Source organism: Mycoplasma sp. 1654_15 (genome assembly GCF_012516495.1).
Classification (GTDB): domain Bacteria; phylum Bacillota_I; class Bacilli_A; order Mycoplasmatales; family Metamycoplasmataceae; genus Mesomycoplasma.
In genome coordinates, this window is sequence record NZ_CP051214.1 from 48788 (window position 1) to 73665 (window position 24878).

Annotated in this window: 23 protein-coding genes, 1 rRNA gene and 1 other RNA gene; 20 read left to right on the forward strand and 5 right to left on the reverse strand. The window is 26.2% G+C overall.

Annotation, left to right across the window (positions count from 1 at the left end):
* The 6 genes from HF996_RS00205 (at position 1) to uvrB (ending at position 5230) form a co-directional block, all read left to right on the forward strand.
* Entirely contained in the window at positions 1-699 is a 699-nt protein-coding gene (locus HF996_RS00205) for a potassium channel family protein (RefSeq protein ID WP_168910106.1), read from the forward strand.
* Between the two features lie 52 nt (positions 700-751).
* Positions 752-857 (forward strand): 5S ribosomal RNA (gene rrf / locus HF996_RS00210).
* 42 nt (positions 858-899) lie between these two features.
* Complete coding sequence (gene whiA, locus HF996_RS00215) at positions 900-1745, forward strand: DNA-binding protein WhiA (RefSeq protein WP_168910107.1); 846 nt, start codon at positions 900-902, stop codon at positions 1743-1745.
* A gap of 19 nt (positions 1746-1764) precedes the next feature.
* Positions 1765-2604 (forward strand): MAG0110 family membrane protein, encoded by an 840-nt coding sequence (locus tag HF996_RS00220; RefSeq protein ID WP_168910108.1) that lies wholly within the window; start codon positions 1765-1767, stop codon positions 2602-2604.
* A 22-nt stretch (positions 2605-2626) separates the two neighbouring features.
* Positions 2627-3181 carry an inorganic diphosphatase gene (locus tag HF996_RS00225; RefSeq protein WP_168910109.1) on the forward strand — a complete coding sequence of 185 codons (555 nt, stop codon included), beginning with the start codon at positions 2627-2629 and terminating at the stop codon, positions 3179-3181.
* An 87-nt stretch (positions 3182-3268) separates the two neighbouring features.
* Complete coding sequence (uvrB, locus tag HF996_RS00230; protein ID WP_168910110.1) at positions 3269-5230, forward strand: excinuclease ABC subunit UvrB; 1962 nt, start codon at positions 3269-3271, stop codon at positions 5228-5230.
* A 78-nt stretch (positions 5231-5308) separates the two neighbouring features.
* On the opposite strand, the gene HF996_RS00235 is transcribed toward uvrB, so the two are convergent.
* Entirely contained in the window at positions 5309-7303 is a 1995-nt protein-coding gene (locus tag HF996_RS00235; protein ID WP_168910111.1) for a hypothetical protein, read from the reverse strand.
* Positions 7304-7401: 98 nt separating this feature from the next.
* On the opposite strand from HF996_RS00235, the gene ffs reads away from it, so the two are divergent.
* From ffs to HF996_RS00295, 12 genes are all read left to right on the forward strand, one after another.
* Positions 7402-7499, forward strand: an RNA gene (gene ffs / locus HF996_RS00240) — signal recognition particle sRNA small type.
* Positions 7500-7589: 90 nt separating this feature from the next.
* On the forward strand, positions 7590-8663 hold the full coding sequence (locus HF996_RS00245; RefSeq protein ID WP_168910112.1) for a YitT family protein: 1074 nt from the start codon (positions 7590-7592) through the stop codon (positions 8661-8663).
* A gap of 8 nt (positions 8664-8671) precedes the next feature.
* Positions 8672-9400, forward strand: coding sequence for a Sua5/YciO/YrdC/YwlC family protein (locus HF996_RS00250; protein WP_168910113.1), 729 nt, complete (start codon positions 8672-8674; stop codon positions 9398-9400).
* 2 nt (positions 9401-9402) lie between these two features.
* Positions 9403-9864 (forward strand): ribose 5-phosphate isomerase B, encoded by a 462-nt coding sequence (gene rpiB / locus HF996_RS00255; RefSeq protein ID WP_168910114.1) that lies wholly within the window; start codon positions 9403-9405, stop codon positions 9862-9864.
* Positions 9864-10688 (forward strand): DNA-formamidopyrimidine glycosylase, encoded by an 825-nt coding sequence (mutM, locus tag HF996_RS00260; protein ID WP_168910115.1) that lies wholly within the window; start codon positions 9864-9866, stop codon positions 10686-10688. Before rpiB ends, mutM begins: the two co-directional genes overlap by 1 nt.
* Positions 10689-10815: 127 nt before the next feature.
* Complete coding sequence (locus HF996_RS04000; RefSeq protein WP_256366903.1) at positions 10816-11016, forward strand: hypothetical protein; 201 nt, start codon at positions 10816-10818, stop codon at positions 11014-11016.
* Positions 11017-11252: 236 nt separating this feature from the next.
* On the forward strand, positions 11253-14117 hold the full coding sequence (locus HF996_RS00270) for an OppA family ABC transporter substrate-binding lipoprotein (RefSeq protein ID WP_168910116.1): 2865 nt from the start codon (positions 11253-11255) through the stop codon (positions 14115-14117).
* Positions 14117-15163: an ABC transporter permease gene (locus HF996_RS00275; RefSeq protein ID WP_168910117.1), complete on the forward strand. Its 1047-nt coding sequence runs from the start codon at positions 14117-14119 to the stop codon at positions 15161-15163. Before HF996_RS00270 ends, HF996_RS00275 begins: the two co-directional genes overlap by 1 nt.
* Positions 15156-16313: an ABC transporter permease gene (locus HF996_RS00280; protein WP_168910118.1), complete on the forward strand. Its 1158-nt coding sequence runs from the start codon at positions 15156-15158 to the stop codon at positions 16311-16313. Before HF996_RS00275 ends, HF996_RS00280 begins: the two co-directional genes overlap by 8 nt.
* Positions 16313-17377, forward strand: a complete 1065-nt coding sequence (locus tag HF996_RS00285; RefSeq protein WP_168910119.1) for an ABC transporter ATP-binding protein — start codon at positions 16313-16315, stop codon at positions 17375-17377. The genes HF996_RS00280 and HF996_RS00285 overlap by 1 nt, the downstream gene beginning before the upstream one ends.
* Positions 17377-19680: an ATP-binding cassette domain-containing protein gene (locus HF996_RS04010; RefSeq protein WP_168910120.1), complete on the forward strand. Its 2304-nt coding sequence runs from the start codon at positions 17377-17379 to the stop codon at positions 19678-19680. The genes HF996_RS00285 and HF996_RS04010 overlap by 1 nt, the downstream gene beginning before the upstream one ends.
* A gap of 7 nt (positions 19681-19687) precedes the next feature.
* Entirely contained in the window at positions 19688-20113 is a 426-nt protein-coding gene (locus HF996_RS00295; RefSeq protein WP_168910121.1) for a DUF3899 domain-containing protein, read from the forward strand.
* Between the two features lie 64 nt (positions 20114-20177).
* Here HF996_RS00295 and HF996_RS00300 read toward each other — a convergent pair whose 3' ends face one another.
* From HF996_RS00300 to HF996_RS00315, 4 genes are read right to left on the reverse strand one after another with little or no spacing between them, the layout of a single operon-like run.
* Entirely contained in the window at positions 20178-21047 is an 870-nt protein-coding gene (locus tag HF996_RS00300) for a DnaA ATPase domain-containing protein (protein WP_168910122.1), read from the reverse strand.
* Between the two features lies 1 nt (position 21048).
* Positions 21049-21957, reverse strand: coding sequence for a DnaD domain protein (locus HF996_RS00305; RefSeq protein ID WP_168910123.1), 909 nt, complete (start codon positions 21955-21957; stop codon positions 21049-21051).
* 30 nt (positions 21958-21987) lie between these two features.
* On the reverse strand, positions 21988-22575 hold the full coding sequence (locus tag HF996_RS00310) for a dephospho-CoA kinase (RefSeq protein ID WP_168910124.1): 588 nt from the start codon (positions 22573-22575) through the stop codon (positions 21988-21990).
* The gene (locus tag HF996_RS00315) at positions 22565-23374 is read right to left on the reverse strand and encodes an HAD-IIB family hydrolase (protein WP_168910125.1); all 810 of its coding nucleotides are present in this window, start codon (positions 23372-23374) and stop codon (positions 22565-22567) included. Before HF996_RS00315 ends, HF996_RS00310 begins: the two co-directional genes overlap by 11 nt.
* A gap of 55 nt (positions 23375-23429) precedes the next feature.
* On the opposite strand from HF996_RS00315, the gene HF996_RS00320 reads away from it, so the two are divergent.
* Both HF996_RS00320 and HF996_RS00325 read left to right on the forward strand, forming a co-directional pair.
* A complete protein-coding gene (locus tag HF996_RS00320) occupies positions 23430-23936 on the forward strand; it encodes an NfeD family protein (protein WP_168910126.1) in 507 nt (168 codons plus the stop codon).
* Positions 23936-24862 (forward strand): SPFH domain-containing protein, encoded by a 927-nt coding sequence (locus HF996_RS00325; protein WP_168910127.1) that lies wholly within the window; start codon positions 23936-23938, stop codon positions 24860-24862. Before HF996_RS00320 ends, HF996_RS00325 begins: the two co-directional genes overlap by 1 nt.
* Positions 24863-24878: the final 16 nt, after the last annotated feature.

Below are 24878 nucleotides of genomic sequence, written 5' to 3' on the forward strand. Positions count from 1 at the left end.
ATGAAAAAACAAAATATTTGTGTCATAGGGGCTGGACGTTTAGGAAAAGCTACTATCACACAGCTTCATAAATTAAATAAATCTGTTCTTGTAATAGATAAAGATGTAAAAAATTTAAATTCAATTAAGGATTATGCAAACAATATAATCGAAGCAGATGCAGCTGATATGAAAGCACTAGAAGCTATTGGTTTCGAAAATATAGATACAGTTATTGTGGCATTAGCAGATAACACAGAAATTATTGCTGCTTTATTAGAATTAAAAGTTAAAAATATAATAGCTAGAGCTGTAAACAAAAGACATGCAAGGGTTTTAAAACAAATCGGGGTTAATTGAATTGTTAGTCCAGAAGAAGAAGCAGGAATCCGTTTAGCTTTATTTTCCACCAACAACAACTTTTTTAAGTATTCTGAAACTTTACAAGAACTTCCAGGAGGTTTTGTTATAGGTTCAACTACTATAACATCACCAAAATATGCGGGCAAAACAATAAAAAATTCAAAATTTTCAAATTTACAGGTTTCTGTTGTTATAATTAAGAGAGAAACCAACACTATTTTGCCTTATGGAGAATTAGTACTTAACAAAGATGATTTAGTAACATTTATTGGTCAAATTGATGATGTTATTAAAGTTTTTGAGCTAGTAAATCCTAATAAAATAGCAGATAAATCAGAGCAAAACGAAAATTTTTAAAAAAAAATAAAAAAAATATTTTGCTTTTTTAAAAAATAGTGTAATATATTGTAAGAGCAACGATAGCAAAGGGGATCACCTGATACCATTCCGAACTCAGAAGTTAAGCCCTTTAACGCCGACAATACTAGAGATAGGAAGATAGGAAGTTGCTTTTTTTTATTATTTTTTTTCAGGTTTTCAGTAATAATTAAATAAATATGACATTTACACAAGAAGTAAAACAAGAGATTTTATCTATAAAATATAATTTAAAAGAGTGAAATTCTTTTTTAAGAGGGATTATTTATTCTAGTTTTAAAAATAAAGTAAATACAAATCAGGATTTTTTTGAAATTAGAATAAATAAAGAACATATTTCAACACTAATTAAACAAAAATTAAGTAAATTTCACATCCCTTACTTTAAAGACACAAAAAATAAAAATTGAATTATCATAAATAAAGAAGATTTTGACATTTCCGAATCTGATTGATCTTCTAAATCCTTTTTAGCTGGTGTATTTGTGGGTACAGGAACTATTTCTAAATTAGATGCTCATTCCTATCATTTAGAGATAAAATTTTATAATCAAGAAATTTCAAGCAAAGTACAAAAAAAATTAGAAAATCACACTTTAAATTTCTTTCAACTACAAAGAAATAACAATTTTATTTTGTATATAAAAAAATCAGAACAAATTCTTGATTTTCTAGGTTTTATTGGAGCTATTCAAAGTTTTAAAAAACTTTTTAACATAAAAATTCAAAGAGATTATGAATCTAACGCAAATAGACTTACAAATTTAGATATTAGTAATGCAAAAAGATCTGGTATTGCTTCTGAAAAACATAATAAAAATTACCAATTTATAATAAAAGGAAGACTTTTACACTTGTTTAGACAAGAAGAAATTATCTTTTTTGATTTAAAATCAAAAGAACCAAACTTATCACTAACACAAATGGTTGAAATTTTGGAAGAAAAATTTGGAATAAAAAAAACCAAATCATCATTAAATCATTGACTTATAAAGTTGAATAAAATTGTTCAAAAATACTCTTAATTTGCTATAATTTTTAATTATGAATTTCTTCCAAAACGCTTTTAAAAAGTCTCAAATTCAATTTGTGCAAGCAGATGAAAAAAGACTTTCAAATAGATTATTAAGCTATTCTCTAATGTGATTATCATTAGGAATTTTTCTCATTGCAATTTTGAGTTTTGCAATACTTGCTATTAATCCAATTAGAGAAGCATATTTCAAACTACTTCTTGGAGTTTCCGGGTCAGCAATAGGATTATTAGTAACTAACTTAGTTCTTACTTTTGCTTCTATTGGTATTATGCTTTTTATTAGTAATCAAAGTAGAAGACAAAATAGTTCATTAGCTGTTTTAGTGCCGATGTATATTTTGTTCATAATTTTAGAAAGTTTTTGACTACCAGCTCTAATTTCTGCTTTATTTTTGATAAGAACAATAGATGATAATTTTTCTTTTGTAATAGAGAGTCTAGATTATAAAACCATTTCTTATATTTTATTATCATTTATAATTCCTGCAGGAATATTTGCTATTATTGGTGCACTAGGTTGATTCCAAATAATAGATTTTTCAAGATTTGTAATTTTTATTTGAGTAGGATTGGTTGTAGAATTAATTTTATTTATAGTTTCATATTTTATTTTTAATAGCATTATTAATGCGATTTATTTAGTTATTGCAACACTTGTCACTTTTGCAATGATAGGTTACAACTTCTGATTAATGAGACAAGAGAGTTTATACTGATTAGCTACTGATAAGTATAATGAAGATTTAAAAGCAAAATTCTTACGTATAGGTTTAGCATATGGAATGTTCTTATTAGTATCATATTTAAGATTAGTAATCATACTTTTAAAACTATTTTCAAGAAGATAAATAAAGAAAAAAGAAGGAAATTATGAAAAAAAATATAATAAATGTAGATATTGAAATTTCTTTAAATTCAAATATAAAATATGAATTTGATAGAGAAAAAAACAAATTAGTAGTTGACAGAATTTTAAGAGAACCTTTTGTATATCCAGCTAATTATGGTGCTATTAAAAACACATTAGATTGAGATGGTGATGAACTAGATGTTTTAGTATATTCAAAAGAATCTTTCATTCCAGGTTCACAACTTAAAGCAAGAATTGTTGGTGCTATGAAAATGATCGATGATGGAGAAATTGATACAAAATTAATAGCAGTTCATGAGGATGATTATAGATTAGCTCACATTCAAAAATTAGAAGATTTACCTTCAACTTGAGTATTAGAAGTAGAATATTTTTTCTCTAATTATAAAAATTGGAAACGTCCAGGAATTACTTCAGTAGACGGTTTTGAAAAAGAAGAATGAGCTTTAGAAGAATTAGAAGAGTGCAAAAAACTATTTGAAAAATATAATCACCTTTCAAAAGACGACTTTTTAAAAGAAATGAAGAAAAAACATCCAGAAAAATATAGATAATTACTAAATATTGTAAAATAAAACTACAGAAAATTCTGTAGTTTTATTTTACAATTAAGATTAATAAATAAAGGAAAAGAAGTAATTATGTTTGAATTAATATCGAAATTTAAACCAACAGGTGATCAACCTAAAGCAATTGAAAAATTAGTGCAAGGCATCAAAAATCACAAACAGCATCAAGTTCTTTTAGGAGTTACCGGTTCAGGAAAAACTTTTACTATGGCAAATGTAATTGCGCAATTAAATAGACCTGTTTTAGTGTTATCACATAACAAAACATTAGCACTTCAATTATTTACAGAATTTAAAGAATTTTTTCCACACAACAGAGTAGAATATTTCGTTTCTTATTTTGATTTTTATAGACCAGAAGCTTATTTACCAGCTCAAGATGTTTATATTGATAAAACCAGTAAAACTAATTTAGATTTAGAAGCAATGCGTATGTCTACTTTAAATGCACTTACTATGCGTAGAGATACAATTGTAGTATCTTCAGTAGCTTCAATTTATGGAGCTTATAATCCAAAAGAATATAAACAAAGCTTTATAAATATAGAAATTAATCAAAAAATTAAACCTTCAGATTTTGCAATTGAGTTAGTAAAAAGACAATACAAAAGAAATCAAGTTGACACAGTATCAGGTTCATTTATGGTCAAAGGAGACGTGTTTATAATCACACCAGCTTGAACTGATAGTTACTTAATAAAAATAGATTTTTTTGGCGATGTCATTGAAAAAATAACTAAAATTAATCCTGTAGATAAAAAAGTTTTAAAAACTTATATAGGTTATACCATTTTTCCTGCTTCAGCTTATTCTCTAACTTCAGATACTATTGAAGAAGCTATAAAAACTATTGAAACCGAATTAGATTTTCAACTAAATTACTTTGAAAAAGAAGAAAAATTAGTAGAAAAACAAAGACTCAAAGAAAGAGTTTTAAATGACATCGATTCACTAAGAGAATTTGGTTTTTGTAACGGAATAGAAAATTATTCTAGACATATAGATCAAAGACAAGCTGGTGAAAAACCATATACTTTGTTAGATTATTTACCAAAAGATGCAATCATTTTTATTGATGAATCACATATGATGATTCCTCAACTTAATGCAATGTACGAAGGTGATAGATCAAGAAAATCAAATTTAGTAGATTATGGCTTCAGACTTCCTTCTGCTTTGGATAACAGACCTTTAAAATTTGAAGAATTTGAAGAATTTCAACACCAAAAAATATATATTTCAGCAACACCAGCAGATTATGAAATTGACAAAGCAGATGGCGAAGTAATTCAGCAAATTATTAGACCTACAGGTTTACTAGATCCTGTTATTGAAGTAAAACCAACAATAAATCAAGTTGATTTTATTTATGATCTACTTCAAGAACAAAAAGTTAAAAACGAAAGAACACTAATTTTAACAACCACTAAAAGAAGTTCAGAAGAATTAAGTAAATATTTACAAAGTAAAAAACAAAAAGTTTATTATATTCATTCAGAATTTACAACTTTTGAAAGAGAAGCAATTCTAATTAAGTTAAGAAAAGGGATTTATGATGCGGTGATAGGAATTAACCTTCTTAGAGAAGGGATTGATTTGCCAGAAGTTTCTTTGATTATTGTTTTAGATGCTGATAAAGAGTCATTTTTTAGATCAAAAACTTCCTTGATTCAAATAATAGGTAGAGCTGCTAGAAATGATCATGGTAAAGTAATTTTCTTTGCTGACAAAATAACCAAAAGTATGCAAGCTGCTCTTGATGATAATCACAACAAAAGAGACATTCAACAAAAATACAATAAAGAAAACAATATTACACCAAAAACTATTTTAAAACCTATTGTTGAAAGCATAAAAGAAAAAGATAAAAACGCTATTATTTCTTTAATTCATAGTAAGACCAAAAAAGATTTAAAAGAAAAACAAAAATTAATTGATTCTTTAAGAAAACAAATGAAAGAAGCTGCAAAAGAAGAAGATTATGAAAAAGCTTTACAATTACAACAAGTAATTTTTGAACTAGAAGGTAGTTAAAAATCCTTCATAAATGAAGCAAAATAAAGAAAAACACTTGTTTTATTCAAGTGTTTTTCAATAAATTAAATTAATTTTTTAATGAAACTTTCTATCTATAAATTGAAATTGATCAGCTACATCAAATGATTGATTTGTTCCTAAAATAGGAGAATTATAATCTAAAGTAAATACTTTTGTAAATTGTCTTCTTCAAGTACCTGATGATTGATCATAAATAGGTTTAGGGAATAAAACAGTTAATTCAAAACTAAAGAAATGAAGAATTTCAGATGAAAGTAATCTTAATGACATGTTTGATAAAGGTTTGAAGAAGATTTTTGGTTGTGTTTGATCGGTAGTTCCTGTAAGAGTAAAGAATCTTTGAGCTAAAGGTAGTTTTCTAAATTCAAAATCCAATCTTGAACCTTTAACGTCTACAGTACCAAATGATCTTCCTTCTTTTGGTCATAAAGAAAGATTTCAGTATGTAGTTCTTCTAAAAGAATCTCTTAGTTCTTTTAGAAGTCTTCCATCAATTCCATTTCAGTGAAACTTAACATCTTTAAACGCTTTGTCTTCATTTTTGTTGTTTTGGTTGTAAATTCATAAAGGTATTGAGTTGTTTTCGTCTTCAATAATTACTTCTTTTAATTCACTTTGTTCTTGTGCATATTGGTAATACAATAAATCACTTGCTGAGTTTCAATTACCAGCTACTTTTCTATATTGTGAAGCAATTGAAGCAAATGCCCCTGGTGTTTCATATGCAACTCTGAACTCCACTGTTGTGGTATACCCGAAGTTTGCAAATTTTCCGTTTCTTCTTGTTGTTAATCTTACTCTGTCAGGTGAATCACCACTTGCTACATAAGAGAACTTAAATTGGTCATTAGCTCTAAAGTTTACATAATCTCATAAAATATTATTTTTTACCACAGAGTTATAAACAGGATAAGGGCTGTTGTATTGTAGAACAACATTTGTAGGAATAATTTCTTTAATTGGAGTTCAGTCCCATTTAAAATCTGATTTGAAAATTAAACGATTTACATAGACAAATGAAGTAGCTTTTCTTCTTTCGTTGTAAAGTAAATCAAAGAAAGGTGAGTCTGAAAATCCTTCTTTTACAAAGACAGTTCTAAACACTAAAGCGTTTACAAAAGGAAGTAAAGTTTTATCAATAACTTTTATTACTGAATTTGGATTAATAGTTGCTGAGTCGTTGTATAAACTATTAAAAATGTCATAAATTAAACTAGGAGCTTTTGAAGAATTATTAAATCCAACAATAGCTTTAGCAACAGTAATAAAAGTGTGTTTGTAAGTTGTACCTAATGCATCTAAAAATGGTTTAGTATTTCAATCATTTCTAAATAAAGCAACCACTAATCTTACTAAAGCTTCAGATAATTTGTTGTTAGCGAACTTTCTGATATGTTCATCCAAGTGATTTAAAAGATATTGCGCTAAACCAAATAATGGTTCATTTGTTTGTTCTGAAATTAATAATATTTCTTTAAAAGTATTAAAACCTTGTGGTAATTTTTCAACTGCAGCTTTAAGTTTTTTATAGTATTCACTTCAGTTATGAATAGATTCTCTTTTTTTTCTTAATTCTTCAAGTTCTCCAAAGTATTTTTTTTCATATTCACTACCTTGTACTTTGTACATGTGAATTAAATCAGAAAGTACTGAATCTTTATATTCAGAACCTACATAACCTGAAGACATAATATAACTAATTAAACCAAAGTCTTGTGAATTAATAGCACCAGAAGTACTTAAAAAATCAGCAATTGATCTATATCTATTTTTAATAATTTCTCTTGCAGACTTATTATTTAAAATATCAGTAAAAATTTCTTTAAATCTTCAAGCAGTATTAAGAAAATTCATATTACTTGCTTCAATATATTTTTGAAGATTTTGCTTCATTTTTTCTTGATTTAATTGTTCAAAATCTTGTTTAAATGAAACTTTTTGAACATTTTGAAGTTGTTGCAAATGTTGTGCATTATCATGTGAATTCGGAGTAGCTACTGCACTTGCGAATTGAACAGCAGTTGCTACAGTTTTCAAAGTAGTTTTCATAGTTCTGTTTTCCTTTTTATGTATTTTTTGCGCAAAAATTATAACACTTTATTAATTTTTTTATTAATTACTTGTTAAAATTAAGTTTTAGTGTAAAATTATATAGCCACTAAAACAATAACCTTGTAACCTGGTCAGGATAGAAATAGAGCAGCCATATCGAGAAGTGTTGTGTTTGGTGGTTTTTTTATTTTTAATTTTTCAAAAACTTATATAATTAAAAAACGACTTTTTAATACATATATAAAAGAAAAATTTTTAAAAACGAAGTTTTAAGAAAGAAAAAATGAACAAACCAAACAACACACAAAAAGTTTCATTTACTGAAAAAGTAAGAAAATTAAAAACTAAAATAAATACAGATATAAATAATGAAATATTTTCACTCAACAGTGTTCCAATAACCTTTAAAAACTTTTTTGTTCAAAAGCGTTGAAGTATCTTTATGATGTTAGTAGCTTCGTTTTTGTTTACTGTTGGTGTTCATATTTTTATTGGAAAAGCAGAAGTTGTTCCTACAGGTATTGCTGCTTTACCAGTATTAATAAATTTAATTTGACCAGATACTAGTCCTTATTTTTCTGTTTTATACTTAGCGTTTAATGTTCCATTAATAATTTTAACTTTTAAATATGTACGAAAATCCTTCATTTTCCTTACAGTTGCTGGTATGTTATTTCAAAACTTATGAACTTTCATTTTTGAAATTCCTGAAATAAAAACTTGAATTAATAATTCTATTGACATTTCAGTTCCTTATAAATCTAACAACACTTGAGAAATTATGTTTTATACATTAATAGGAGGTGTAATTGCAGGTTTTGGAATAGGAATTGGTTGAAAATTTGGAGGTTCAACTGGAGGAACTGACTTTATAACAAATTACATTTCAGGTAAGTATAAAAAATCTATAGGAAAAATGAGTTTTATATTATCAATTGCTTTTGCTGTTGTGTCTATAATAATAATTTCTTTAATGAAATATAATTATCCAGAAAAGTATGGTTCACCTTTTACTTTTATTCAAATCATAGGTACATTTATTTATTTAATAACAACAACTACTTTCTTAAATAAAATTTATCCAAAATACAAAAAAATGTTACTTACTATTTATACAACAAAGGCAGAAGAGATTTTTACATATCTAAAAGAGACAAATTACTGACATTCATTTCATTTATGAAAAGGTATGTCTGGATACACAAGAAAAGAAGTTTACAAAATAGACACAATAGTTTTTTATATAGAAATTATAGCAATATTAAGAGAAATTTCTAAAATAGATTCTAATTTCTGATTCTCAATTTCACCAATTTTGACAACTACAACAAGAATTAATACATCAAAAATTGATTAAAAATTAAAATGATAATAAAGTTTAAATACAAAGTACTTACTAATGAAGATTCTAAAAAACAATTAATTAATTATTTTTTTAAACACAGAATTTTTAACAAATATATAAACAAAGATGAAGAAAAAGAAGGAATAAAAGTTTTTTATTCTTCTTTTTTTCTTTACTTAAAATTTGAAGATAAAAAGCAATTTTTCTTGATTTTTCTTCATTTTCAAAGAAATACCAAAGAAGTCTCTATAGTAAAAAAACACATATCAAGATTTTTTAAAAAAGTAAAAAAATATAGTAAATTATTTCTATTAACTACAGATACTTTAGTAGGTTTAGGTACTTTTGTAAACAAACCAGATTTAAAAACAATATACCTTCTAAAAAGAAGACCTTTAGATAAAAAAATAATAATTTTAATAGGAAAAGTTAACCAACTAAAGACCTTTATTTCACAAAAAAACTTCGAAAAATATCAACAAGATTTTGACAAATACTGACCAGGTTCTACTTCATTAATTATAGAAAAACAAGGTTTTAGAATTCCGAACAACACTGATGTGCAAAATCTTCTTCTTCAAAAAGGACCTGCTTTTGTATCGAGTGCAAATATTTCAAACCAAAATAATTTAACTCTAGAAGAAGCAACAAAAAAATTTACTTGTATTTTAAATGTTTATAATTTAACTGTAGGAAATGGAACAGCATCTACAATAATAGATTTAAAAACAAAAAAAGTATTGAGGTAAAAATGAGTTCAGAACAAAAACCAAAAACAATTAAAATTGCATTCGCGTCAGATCATGCTGGTTTTAAATTAAAACAAGAGTTAATTGAATATTTAAAAGAAAAAGGGTATGAAACTATAGATTTAGGTCCAGGTAGCGATGCACAATCTTGCTCATATGCTTATTATGGAAAAAAACTTGCACATGAAATTTTAGATCAACAAGCTGATCTAGGAATCGGAGTTTGCGGTACAGGTTTAGGAATTTCATATGCGCTTAATAGATTCAAACACATAAGAGCAGCTAGAGTTGTTAATGAAAACGATGCTTATTTAGCAAAATTACATAATAATGCTAATGCACTTGCTTTAGCAGGAAGATTTACTTCGTTAGAAGAAGCAAAAAAAATTGTTGATACATTTTTAAATACAAAATACGAAGGTGGTAGACATCAAGCAAGAATTGACGAGCTTGATACTGACTAATGCCAGAATTACCAGAAGTTGTTACAGTTGTTAATCAATTAAATAAAGAATTAACAAACAAAAAAGTAGCATTTATAAAACTTTATAAAGAAAAAATGCTAAAAAATTCCACACTAGAAGAATTAGAAAATAGCTTCAAAAATGAAGTAATTTTATCAGTTACTAATAAAGGAAAATTCATAGTTTTTCATTTTAGTAATGATAAAATTTTGCTTTCACATTTAAGAATGAATGGCAAGTATTTTTTAAATAATTCAGCTAGAAAAGAAAAACATACTTATTTAGTAATGGGTTTTCAAGACGCAAGTTTTTTGCATTATAACGATACAAGAATGTTTGGAACTTTTCATATAAAAACAAAAGAAAATTATTTAAAAACTCCTCCACTAAATCAAGTTGCTTTAACACCAATGGAAATTGATTTAGAAGACTTATTTTTAAAATTACAAAAAAGTTCTAGATATATAAAAACTACTTTATTAGATCAATCAGTAATTGCAGGTTTAGGCAATATCTATGTAGACGAAGTTTTATTTGCAAGTAAAATCCATCCTTTAAAAAAGTCAAATACATTAACTAAAAAACAAGTAGAATTAATACTAAAATTTTCAAAATCTATTTTATTAAAATCTATTGAGTTAGGTGGTTCAACAATAAATTCTTACGCCTCACTTAATAAACAAGAAGGACAGTTTCAAAATTTTTTAAAAGTACATACTAAAAAAGGTTTGACTTGTCCGGAATGTAAAAATATTATAGAAAAAATAGTAGTAGGAGGAAGAGGAACATATATTTGTTCTAAATGTCAAAATGAAGAAAAATAAAGCATATTTTAGAGAACAAGAAGAAGAAAAAGCAAATCAAATTTTAGATAATTTTTCAAATTCTTTTTCAGGTATTAAACAAACTTATAATTGGTCTATTTAAGATCAAACTTATGATTTACATGGTTTAGATACTCAAGAAGCTGTGGCTAAAATTATGAATATTTTAAAAACCTTAGAGTATAAAAATAGTGTAAAAATAGTCACAGGAAATGGCTTGGGTGCTTTAAAATCCGAGTTGTTTACAATAATTAAAGAACAAGATTTAGATTTTCAGCGTTGCCCACAACAACCTTCTTCTTGTTTTATAATTAAAAAAAAGTTATAAAAATCCAAAAATATGGTAATATTAGCGAGTATTGATAAATCAATATTAATTATGATTATGACATTTAAAAATTATTGAAACAAGAAATCTGAATTTATTAACAATATTACTATGGCAAATATTGCATTTTTTGTTTTAAAAATTTTTGAATAATATAAAAAAGTGAAAATAAATAAATAAAAAAGCTTGTATTGTTCAAAATACAAGCTTTTTTATTGAAATTAGAAAGGAGTAATATGTTAAAAAAGAAAAAATTACTGTTGGGTTCTTTAGTCTCAACTATTCCAATTAGTGTTCTAGTTTCTTGTGGTGTGACTCCACTGTGACAAAAGCAAGAATTAGTAAGAAATGTCAATTCAGCAGATAGTAGTTTTTATGCTTTTTATGGTTTTACTAACTTTGCAGGTTCACCTAGTAGAGAAGATGATTATTTAAGAAGTGGATCTTATTTAGTTCAAACAATGTATGAAGGTGAAACTATTTTAAGTAAAGAAGCTCAACCTGATAGAGTAGAACAAGGAACTACTATAAAATCTTATCAATACAAATATACATCACCTTCTTATAAGTATTTGGTTTTAGCTTTAGCAAAGAGATTTATAGTAACAGCAGAAGATGAAAATCATGAAGAACAAGTATATATTTTCGATAATGATAAGCATGAAATAGGACATTTAGCTTCTAACGAAAAACAAACTCAATCTATTTATACTCTTAGCTCCAACGATCCAAAATCAATAAATTCACAGTTTTTTAGAGATACTTTAGCTAAAGCAAAAAAACTTCAAATTGAAGTAAAAAAAGATGTTCCTTGAGTGGATTATCAAGCAAACAAAACCGAATATACAGTAAAACCAGAAGACTTTTTCTATTCTTGAAAATTAAAAAATCTATACGATCAGCATTATAGACAATCACATGGTGGAAGTAAAGAAATTGATGATAAAGTTAAGGCATCTATTAAAAATTTAAATCCTCAGTCTGAAAAATTTACATCTGATTTAAGCAACGATTATCTTTTTAAAGTTTTCGGTATTGATAAAAATAAACTGCTTGATGAAAAAACTTTTTTAACTGATTTTCAAGGCGAAAAAGTATTAACATTTTTACCTCTGGAAACTAAAGGTCTTCAAGTAAATTACTATCAAATGTTACAAAAAATTGTTTTTGATTCTAACTATTTTTCACCAGTTCCTTCAGAATATATAGCAAAAAGAGTTGCTGAACAAACTAAAGAAGTAGAAGTTGAAAAAGAAGTTAAAGACAAAGATGGTAAACCACAAAAAGACAAAGATGGTAAAGAAATAAAAGTAAAAGTGAAGGAAAAACAAGGATTATTTGGTGAAACTGGAGAAGCTTTAAAATATGGAATTTACTGATATGGTAAAGATTATGACAAAGACTTACTTTATGCATCACCTTGAATCATTAATTATGGTGACAAAAATAAAATAGTTTATATAAGAAATCCATATTATCCAAGAACAGGTTGAAAAGAAGCTGAACCTAGTTCATTTAAAAAAATAACATATAAATATTCTGCTTATCCTAACGCATCAGCATTTGAATCTGCTCAATTTAACAATTTTAAAGAACAAACTAAGGCATCAAGTGGGTTTGAAGGTTTATCAGATAATGATAAAAAATATGCACTAGCTCATTTTGAAGAATTAGGTGGAAGATATGTATTAGGAAAAGCTTTAGATCATATTCCATGACTCACTTATTCTTCTTTAATGCCTGGTTCAATGAATCAAGTAATTACTTCAAGTAATAATCAAGATGTTAGATATGATGATCCTACAAAACTATACAAATTTAATGATGCATTTTCAAAACTTTACTTTGGACATTCCTTAGAAGAAATAGCAAAAGGTGGAGCAAAGGTTGTACCTTATGTTTTTGGAGGTAGAGGACTAGAATTTAGAAGCATTATTTATGCAGCTTGAAATGTTTACACCATCAGTAGAGGACTTTCAAATACTGCATTACCTTGATATTCTTTTGTTTCTCCAGATAATGTTTTAGCTAAAGACAAAACAGCAAGACAACTTTATGAAAAAGTTTCTACAATTTTTGCTGTTGATCAGAATGGAAACAAATTTTATACAAAAACTCCAGAACAAGAAAAACAACAAAACTTTAACAACCCATCAAGCAATGCGCTTCAAATTCAAGCACCTAACTTTGATATTTTAAAAAATAAAATGAAAGAACTTCTAGACGATTTTTATGCTAAAGAAAACTTAAAACCAGAAGATAAAGTGCAATGAACACTAGCTACACGTTATACAAATGCTACTAATAAAGAAATTTCTGCTTATCAACAAGCTGCCAAGGCTATAGAAGCACTTGATCCAAGATTAAGTGTTGATGTACAATCTGAAGTACCTGTTACAAAAGATAATTACTTAAACTTCTTAATCAGAGGTATAGGTCCATACCACTATGTAGGTTGAAGTTATGATTACAATGGAGCAGGTACAGCAATTGACGGTTTAACACAAAGCGCTGGATTTGGTTTAGCAGCAGCTAGCTATTTTGCTTCTTTAGATGCAAATTCTAATTTAGCTAAATCTTTCCCAATGTTTTATAAATATTCAAAAGACCTTGAAACTTTCTTCTCAAAAGAAGAATATAAAGGAAAAATGAGACCATTTAGTGAGTGAAAAGATTCTCCAAATGCACCAAATTTTGGTCAAAGAAATTTAAACGATCCAAATGATAAAAATAGAGATCAAAGACCCGATGTAACTAAATGAATTACTTTCCGTGTTGTTGAAAAACAAGATCCACAAACTAAAAAAATGGTTAAAAAATTCGAACAATACGATAAAAACTTTTCTTTAGGTGAAGAAACAGGATTGTTTAATAACCAATTCCAATTAAATCATAGTGATGAAGAAATTGCTCAGCTTCTCTCCGAAATTACTTCATTATATGGTTTTTTACCACAAACTGATGGAATAACTACAATAGGAAGTACACCAACAATTTCCTTTTTAAATCCTAATTTACAAGTTCCAGATACAGAAAACTCATTTGCAGTTCCAGATCAAACTGTCATAAAACCATTTCTTAAAAAACAAGGAGAACAATAATGCTGACTAAGTACATTTTAAAAAGATTATTACTTGCAGTTGTAACTTTTATAGTAATTTACATTATTGTCTATCTAATAATGGCAAAATTTGGAAATAATCCTTTTATAAACTCAATTGATTCAGCTAAATCTAAATCTACAGACGCTAGCGAACAATTAGCAAGGCTTCAAAGAGAAAATGGATTTGACCAACCAGCTGTTGTTAGATTATGAAATTACACAGTTGGGATTTTCCATGGAGATTATGGAAAAATTTATAAATCAAGTGAATCTTCAATTCCTGTTTTGTTTTTTAAACCACTAAGATATACAATTTTAGTTTCACTTCCTTCATTTATCATCAGTGTAATTTTAGGAGTAATTTTAGGAACAATTTCAGCTTATAAAAGAGGAAAATGACAAGATGCTTCAATTACTTCATTTGCTACAGTTTTTGTTGCTTTACCTTCATTTATCTTAGCTCCATTTGTGATTTTAATAGCTCTAAAAGTTCAACTTCCTTTTGAGTTTAAAGAAGCATCTGAATATTCTGTAGGCACTATGATTATTTCATTGATACCACCAATTTTTGTTTTTGTTCTTTCTTCTATAGCAGGTTATACATTCTTAGTAAGAAACTGAGTGGTAACAACACTTTCTTCACACCAAGTGTTGATTGCAAAAGCTAAAGGGCTTTCTAAATTCAAAATTTTTACAAAACATGTTTTCAGAAATGCTTCAATTCCTTTAGTAAGAACACTGATTTTTTCATATCTAGCTCTTCTATCAGGATCAATTATTTTAGAACAATTTTTCAGAATTCCAGGTTCATCTACAATTATTGTTAACGCAATTCAAGATGGAGAAATTAATATTTCAATGTTTTCTTTAATTTTCTTTACTTCTCTTTCATTAGTTACTGATATTGTTGCCGATCTTTCCTATGTTTTTATGGATCCAAGAATTTCAATTGCATCAAAATCAGAAAGAAACTACTGAGCAGAATTTAAAACCTGAAAATCAAGAAAAGAAAAAGTTAAAAAAGGAGAAGTAACTAATGTCTAATTCATCACAAGAATTTAACACAAAATATCGTTTAACTCAGCAAGATTTAAGACTATTAAAAGTTTCTCCAAATCACTTTAATTCCTTTCAAATTACAGGAAAAGTTTCTGAACTTTGAAAAGACACAATTAAAAACTTTTTCAAAACTCCACTTGCTTTAATTGCTACAATAGTCTTCATTTTGCTTCTTTTAACAGCAATTTTTACAGCTGCTTTTTCTCCTTTTAAAACAACAGAAGCAATTGCAGGTGTAGATAGTGAACTTGTGTTTTCACAAAAACCAGGTTCTTGAGGAATTTTTGAAAACAACATTTCAGCAGACCTTTTAAACAAGATTTTAAAAGCACAAGCAGATGCAAACGTTCAACTAATTCATGGTTCAGTTGAAGAAATAGTACCTGGTAGATACTTAGCTCATTTCAACCCATATGAGGTGATTTCGGTTCTATCACAAAAACAAATATTTTCAATTGTAGGAACCGATGAATTTGGACGTGATATTTGACTAAGAACTTGAGTAGGAACACTTAATGCTCTAGGAATTTCAGTAATAATTGCTGTTATAGAAACTATTATAGGTGTTGCGTTAGGTACTTATTTGGGTTACCATATTGGAAAATGAATTGACAACATATTTTTAAGAGTTATTGATGTTTTTAACTCTATTCCTTGAATTGTTATCTTCGTTATCTTTATTGGTATCTTTGGACCAAAAACAATAGTTATAATTATTTTACTAACAGCAACAGGTTGAACTGGACCTACTTATTTAGCCAGATCTTATACAATTATTATTAAAGATGAAGAATATATTCAAGCTGCAAAAGCTGTTGGTGCTTCAAAATTAAGACAAATTTACTCACATATACTTCCAAATATTTTAGGAAAACTACTTTCTGGTTTTGTTTCCAGATTACTATCTGCTATATCAATTATTGCTGGTTTAGCTTTCTTAGGATTTTTAAAAGAAAACCTTAATTCTCCAGCAAACTTAGGACTAATTATTAACTCTTCAAGACAATTAGCTGATTCAAATATTTGAGCTTTATTATTCCCATCCTTTATTTTAGTTATTTTAGCTTTAAGTACAAGATTTATAGCAAACGGAATTCACGACGCACTTGATCCAAGAATTGGAGGAAGAAAATAATGGTAAATTCAGAAGTAAAAATAAATTTAGAAGATAAAGTTTTAGATTTAAAAAATTTAAAAGTTTCCTTCAAAATAAAAGGTAAAAAGTACGTAGAAATAGTAAGAGGCGTTGATTTATCAATTAGAAGAGGACAAATAGTTGGACTCGTAGGTGAATCAGGTTCAGGAAAATCTGTTACTTCAAAAGCTTTATTGGGTGTTAACGAATTTGCTAAAACAAGTGCTGATAAAATGGTAATTAGTGGCATTGATGTTGCTAAATTCACTAAAGATAAACAGTGGCTACAAGTTAGAGGTAAAAAAGTCGGTTATATCCCACAAGATCCTTTAGTTGCTTTAAATCCAACAAGAACTATTGGAAAACAACTACTCGATGTTTTAGAAAAATCAGAAAGATTCAAAACTAAACAAGAAAAAGAAGAATATTTAATCAATCTTTTAGAATCATTTGGTTTAGAACGTGCAAAAGATAGATTTCATTCATACCCACACACACTTTCTGGTGGTATGAAGCAAAGAGTGATTATTGCTATGACTGTGGCTGCAAGTCCGGATTTAATTATCGCTGATGAGCCAACAACAGCTTTAGATCCAACAGTTCAAGCTTCAGTTCTTGCTTTATTTGACCAAATTAGAAGAGAATATGGAATTTCAATTATCTTCATTTCTCACAACATTTCGGTTATAGCTAAATTCTGTGACTATATTTATATTATGTATGCAGGAAGAATAATTGAAAAAGGAACAAGAAAAGACATCTTTACTGATCCAAGACATCCTTATACTTGAGCTTTAATTTCTGCAATTCCTGAAGACAAAGATGAAAGATTATACACAATTCAAGGTTCTCCACCTGATATGGCTAACTTGCCAGCAGGAGATCCATTTGCTCCAAGAAATGATTATGCACTGGCTTTAGATTTTGAAAAAGAACCTCCTTTAATTTCTATATCTAAAACACATGCCGCTGCTACTTGATTACTTCATCCAGATGCACCAAAAGTAGAATTAACAAAAGAATTACAAGCTAGACTAAAACTATTTAAAGAGGTATTAAAATAATGGCGCAACAAACCACATTGAATGTCAAAAATTTAAAAAAATATTTCTCTAACAAATTCGGAGTTGTAAAAGCTGTTGACAATGTAAACTTTAGTTTAGAACAAGGAAAGATTTTAGGTTTAATTGGTGAATCAGGATCAGGAAAAACAACAGTGGGAAGATCTCTTATTAGATTATATGAGTCTTATGGTGGTCAAGTTACTTTATTAGATGAAGTTATTTCAGGAAATAAATTAACTAAAAAACAAAATCTATTTTTAAGAAAAAACATGCAAATGATTTTTCAAGATCCATATTCTTCTTTAAATGGTCAAAAAAATATTTATTCTATTTTAAAAGAACCATTAATAGTAAATGGAATTTTAAAAGAAAAAATGAAGGATATTTTTCAAGATTGACAAGATGTAGTAAAAAACTTTAAGTATACATTTTTAGAAAAATATTTAGATGTTGATATTGAAAATACTTTGGGTTATAACAAGAAATTAAAAACTTTTTTAGGAGAATTTGAAGAAAAAGTTCAACTTTGAAAAGAACAATTTTCTAATGTAAATAAAGAAAACACAAAGGAAATAGAAGAACAATTTAATGCTTTTTTTGCTTTCTTAGATAAAAAACAATTATTTTTAACTCAAAACTTTAATGATATTTATAAAAGAGCTGGTGTTTTATATAAATTCTATTTTAAAATGCAAGAAAAATACCGTTTGGGTGAAATTACTTTTGATGAAGTAGAAGTTAAAAACACAGCTAAAAAATTAAAGCAAATTCAAGAAGAAATTAAAGATATTAGTCATTTCATAAGAGTCAAAGAAAATCCAGAACATAATCAAGAAATCGAAAAACATTGAGAAAACTGAACAAAATATAATAATTCCAAAAACCTACTAAATTCATATGTGTCACAATATAAATATGAATATAAAATTAATGAACACAATGCATTAATCACAGATGATCTTGAACAGTATTCATACTATAAAAGGCTTTCCATTGTTAACTATGAAATTTATAGTTATTTAAAATTACATTTTAATAAATTTGCTAATTTAACATATTCAAAAATTGATGATTTTATTTACATTTTTGAAAACACAAAAGAAGAATTTTTACTTCAAAATCAAAGAGTTTTATTAGCTCAAAAAACTTCTGAAAAATTCAGATCAGTTTCAAGTTTTAGACATGAATTTATTGATATTCTTGCAAACCTAGAAGTTACTAAATTTATTTTAAATTCTAAAAACAATTTTGAGAATAATTACAAAAACAAAAATATTATTCATCTTGAGTCAATCATTAACAAATATTTAATTAGTTTTCCTAAAAAAGATCATGAACAAAAATCTCGTTTAGAGAATCAATTAAAAGAAGTTACTAAAGAGCATGAAGATGCTAAAAATGTTTTTGAAGAAGAAACAAAGAGATTCGTAGCTGAATTTTCTTTGGTTCAAAAAAGAAAAGAAGCGCAATTAGCTAATTTAATTCAACAAAACAAAGAACTAAAAGAAAAAGTAGCACAACTTGAAAAAGAAGTTTTAGAACTAAATCAAAAATTACTTGAAACAATTAAAAGAGATGAAGATCTTTTTAATAGACAAAAAAATAGATTTAAAGAAAAGCAAGATATTATTAAGTCATTTTCTATTGAAAATAAAAATATTTCAAACATTTATAGAAACATAAGATTATTTTTTGGTATAGAACAAGCAATTTCAATTTGTCTTCTAAAAAGAAGGATAAAAAAATTCATAACAAGTGAATTAATTTATGAAGCACTCGAAAGTGTAGGTCTGTTAAGACAATTTGCTTATAGATATCCTCATGAATTTTCAGGTGGTCAAAGACAAAGAATTGTTATTGCAAGAGCATTAATTGTTGAACCAAAAGTTTTAATTGCTGATGAACCAATAGCTTCTCTAGATATTTCAATTCAAGCCCAAGTTGTTAACCTTCTAAAAAAATTAGTTGAAGAAAAAAATCTATGTATGATTTTCATTGCACACGATTTATCAATTGTTGAATACCTAGTAGATGAAGTTGTTATTTTACATACAGGAAAAATTGTAGAAAGAGGAAAAACAGATTTAGTTTATAATAACCCAATCCATCCTTATACAAAAAATCTCCTTGAATCTGTACCTAAAATGTCAAATGCACATATTCCTTTTAAACCTCTTCCGTTTGTAAATTCATATTTAAGTGAACAAGAATTTCCAAACAAAATAGTTTCTCAAAAAGTTGAAGAAAATCACTACGTATTTGGAACACAAAAACAAATTAATGAGTGACTTAAAGAAGTATAATTAATGTATGTCTAAAGAAACATTTACTTCATTTTTAAAAACAAAAATTGTTAGAGATTTTAATAAATTTTCTATAGTTTGAATAGTATTTTGAAGCATTGTTTGCATTGTTTTGTATTTAGTTTTAGTTTTTGCTAAAGAAAGTAAATGATACGATGCACAATCAATGATCGGACTTTTATTAATCTGTGTGAGTGCTTTTTCAACGGTTTTAAGATTAGGATTTTTTAACAGCTATTCAAAAACTTATAAAAATTGAAAAATCTCTTCAGAAAATAAAATGCGAAGAGAAAATCAATTACCAGAAATAGAAAAAGTCGATGACAATATACTTAAAGCTGAGAGACAAAAAAAATCTTTAATCCCTATATTATTAGGTTTTGTTGTGGGTTTAATATTAATAATCATTGCATTACCTTTTTTCAATTCATAATATAAAAAAATATTCAAGATTTTTCTTGAATATTTTTTATTTTTTCTTCAAAAATGAAGCAAATTTATAATTTATAAATGTTAGAATAATTTTTTATACGGTTAATAAATTTTGTAATTTCTTGAATTTTCACTTCTTTTTTTAAGTTTTCAATTAACATCTGTTCAATTTGATTAAGATTATATAAAGAAGAAATAAAAATCTTTTTATTTTCCTTAATTCTACTATCTAAAACAGGGTTTAAAACTTGTTCAATAAATCAAGAAACATCATTAGAAATAATAAAATCTTCAATTAAAAGATAGTCTGCTTTTTTCAGTTTATTTACTATATCAAACACTACACCTTTTTTGGAAATAGAATGTGAGTATAAATTTAATAAATCTAAAAAATTAGTATAAATTATTGTTTTTTCTTTTGAAACTATACTTCAAGCTAATATTTTAAAAAAAGCAGTTTTGCCTGATAAAGAAGGTCCATAAATAAAACTTCACTTTTTATTTTTCGGAACTTCTTTTCATAATACAGATAATTTTTGTTTTACTTCATTATTAACTTGCTTTAAGAAATTTTCTTTAAAACTAACTGTTAAATTATCAAAAGAAATTTGAGAAATTTCTTTTAATAAAATATATTTTTCTAAACTATCGGATTTTCCTATTTCAGACTCAATTAGCTTTATTTTTAAAGCATTTGTTCTTGAATCTCTTATAATGATTTTTTTAAACTTAGCATTAGGTTCTTGGTCTAAGAAATTCAAGAAAATATCAATATTATTATTAATTTCTTGTTCACTAATGTTAAGTTTGCTAACAATTTTTTGAACTTCCGGTTCAGTAGTTACCTTTTCTATAAAAAATTCTTTTATTTTTTCAAAATCATCTTGATTAGTTGCAGGCACAACATCTTTTAAAGAGATTTTATTAGTCTTCATTTTATCATTCCGTTTCTTCTACTTCTTTTAGAAAATCATCTATTGTGTTTTCTTTGTTTTCTGCTTCGATTGAAACACCCATTGTTTCAAAAGGTTCAAATAATGGTTTCGGTTTAGAATTTAATTTTTGTTTATATTCAAATTTTTCAAGTAATTCTTGATAAACTTCATGGTGTAGAATTATTTTTTTACTATATAAATCTTTAGCAATTTTTTCAAAATATTGAAAATTAATTTTATTGTTTATTTTATAGCAATAATCTAATATTTCGTTTAATGCATGAAAAGAAAATCCCTGTTGATGATAGTGTTCTACTTTTTTTTCTAAACTAGGCATTGGTTGCCTGTGTGTTAAATATTCTATATATCTTTTACTGTTTAATACTTGCTTTGCTTCAATATTGCTTTTTATGTCATTTATGTGAACTTCTTCTTTAATATTATCAGAAATAAATATTTGAAAAAAATTTGTAGATACTTCAGAAAAACCTTCTTTTTTATAGTCTTTTTCAGAAAATCTTTCAATAAGTTCTTCAAATTTATTTTTTCCAATTTTCTTAATTAACAAATCACTAAAGTAACTGTTTTTTAGAATTTGTGTAACTGTAGAAGGTTTTTTCAGTTCAATTAAAACAATTTTTTCCTCTTCATTATAAAAAGTTCTAATCAAACCTATTGCTTCTAAAATCTTTTTATTTTTTTCAAAAATTACTTTATCAATCTTAAATATAGGTTCTAAATCACTTAAATTCAAAAATTCTTTTTTTTCGTTAAAAAATTCAAAATCATAAAAGTAATTAAACAAAATGTATGCTTCTTTTTCAATTATAGGTAAATAAAAAAACCTGATAAGTCTAAAGTCTTCTTGGCTTATATTTTTTGTTCCAAATATTAAATATTTTTTATTCATAAAATCTCCCTTTTATTTATTTCATTAATTTTATAAACTTTTATTTAATTTAGAAAAAAATTTAGGAAAAAAGTCTTCATTTTTCCAGTCACTATTACAGATATTAACATCCACTCTATCAAAAAATCCTTTATTTAAGAAGTCATTTAAGCTAGAAATTGAGTTATTAACATTTTTATTTAAAATGTTTTTAACACGCTGTTCTTCAGAAGAATAAATGTTAATAACACCATCAAAATAAATTGTAAAATTAGCATTTTTAGTAAACAAATTTGGAATTTCTACAAAATCATATTTATTATTTCTTAAATGCTGTTCCAAAAATGGATATACAAGTTTTTCAATGACATTAATATTATCAATATTTGATCTTATAAATTCTCTTAATTTCTCTTTATTTACTTGATTTGTTTCAACAAAAGAAGGATTATAATTTTTTAAAGCTAAAAAACAAGGTTCATTTTTTAAATAGCATTTTTGAAAAAATTCATCAGAAAATAAAATTTTTTGTTCCTTTTTTAACACTTTTTTACTGTAATCTTGAAGTAAATTTAAAAAAGTAGTTTTACCAACAGCATATTTTCCAATAACAGCATACATTTTTGGTTTATTTTTCATTATTGTTTTCTTCTTTTCTTAAAATTTTAGCTACTGCAGAATATTTTATTTTTCCATCTACTTTATCAGCAATTTTTTGTAAATTTTTAGAACCTGATTTTAAAGCAATAAGTTGCCCTGCAATGTTTTTTGTTGAAGCATCATTCATTGAATCTCCAATATGAACAGTATTTTTAAGATTTATATTTTCTAAAGCAGCAATAAATTTTATCACTTCTCCTTTAGAAGCAGGTTTAGATGTTATTTCTATAGCTCTACCCTTTGCAACCAAAGCTAAATTTAAAAATCCTTCATATTTGTTCTTGATTTGTTTAAATACAATCTCAATATTATTTGTAGAAAAAGACATAAGTAAAATTTTTTTAGCAGTTTTGACTTTAAAAGTTTTAAAACTTTCAGCTTTTAAACTTGTTATAAAAGCTAAAATTTTACTTCTTATTCCTTCACCAAATAATATTTTTTCAGTATCAGTTGAAAAACAAATATTATTATTTTGTGCTATTTCAAAAACTTCTTTTACCACTATTTCATTAATATCTTCAGATTTAAGAACGCTTTGATTATCAGTTTGTAAAATTAAAGCACCATTTAAACAAGCAATGTATTTAGCACCAATTTTCTTTGAAATATTTTGAACTTTTGAAGAGTATTTTCTCCCTGTTGAAATAACAATTATGTTTTTCTTGGAAGCTTTTAAAACTGCTTGTTCATTTCGTTTGCTCATTTTAGCTGAACGACCATAACCCGAATCTAGCAATGTCCCATCTAAATCGATAAAAAAAATTTTTTTCTTTAACATATTGAATATAATTATATAAATATAGTTATAAAACATAAAAATAAGGAGAAATAAAATGGATTTTTTAACAAAAGATTATTCAACATTTGTTGTTATGGCAGTTCTTTGAGCAATTATTTTTCTTATTTTTCTAATAGTAGAATTGCTAACAACAGGAGTTTGATCTGGATTAATTTCAGTGTCTACAATAATTCCATTTATTTTAGCAATAACAACAGATGGTCAAGGTTGATCAGTTACACTACAATTGATTTTATTTATTGTTTTGTTCCTAATTTTATATTTTTCTTTATTTAAATTTTTAAAACGTATTTTTAACAAAACAAAATATGATGGTCCAGTTTTAGAGCTTTTTGATTTAGATCCTATCCCTCTTACTCATACAACTTATGAAAAGGGATTTGAAGAGACAAAGTATGGACAAATAAATGTTCAAGGTAAAATTTATAGAACCTTGTCAGAGAAAGGACAAGGTACTATTTCTGAAGGAACTTTTGTCAAAATAGTTCGAATAGAAGGAACAACATTAATTGTTAAAAAAGCAATACAAAAAGGAGAATAATGTCAACAGCAGGCTTAGTAATATTAATATTTTTTATAATCATTCTTGTTGTTTTAGCAATAATTTTAGTATCAAGAATTAGAATTATTCCTCAATCACATTTTTATATTGTTGAAAGATTAGGAAAATATCATAGAACTATTCAAAATGGACTACATTTCATTTGACCGTTTTTAGAAAGAATAAGTTTAAAAGAAAACTGAAAAGAAAAAGTTTACGATTTTCCAGCACAAGATATTATTACTAAAGATAATGCAAATATCAAGGTTGATTCAGTTGTATTTTTACAAATTACAGATCCTAAACTCTTTGCATATGGAGCTGAAAAACCTATAAAAGCTATAGAAAATCTTTCAGCAACTACTTTAAGAAACTTATTAGGTGATCTAGAGTTAGACGAAACATTAACTTCAAGAGATACTATAAATTTAAAGCTAACTCAAATTTTAGATACTGCTTCAGATGCTTGAGGAATTAAAGTTCACAGAGTAGAGATTAAAAATATAATTCCACCTAAAGATATCCAAAATGCAATGGAAAAACAAATGAGAGCAGAGAGAGAAAAAAGAGCTAACATTTTAGAAGCTGAAGGTTCAAAAACAGCAAAAATTTTAGAAGCTGAAGCTTTCAAACAATCTTCAATTCTTGAAGCAGAAGGTAAAAAACAAGCTGCAATTCTAGCTGCGGAAGCAGAAAAAGAATCACAGATTTTAAAAGCAGCAGGAACTAAAGAAGCTATTGAATTATTAAATAGTTCAAATGTAAAAAGAGAAGTTCTTGTACTAAAATCTATTGAACAATTAGGAACACTTGCTAACGGAAAAGCAACAAAAATTATTATTCCACCAAATTTATCTAATGTTGCATCAACAATGGCAACAGTTTCAGAGTTATTCAAAGAAGAAAAATCAAGTCAAAACAAATAATTTTTGCAAAAGACTT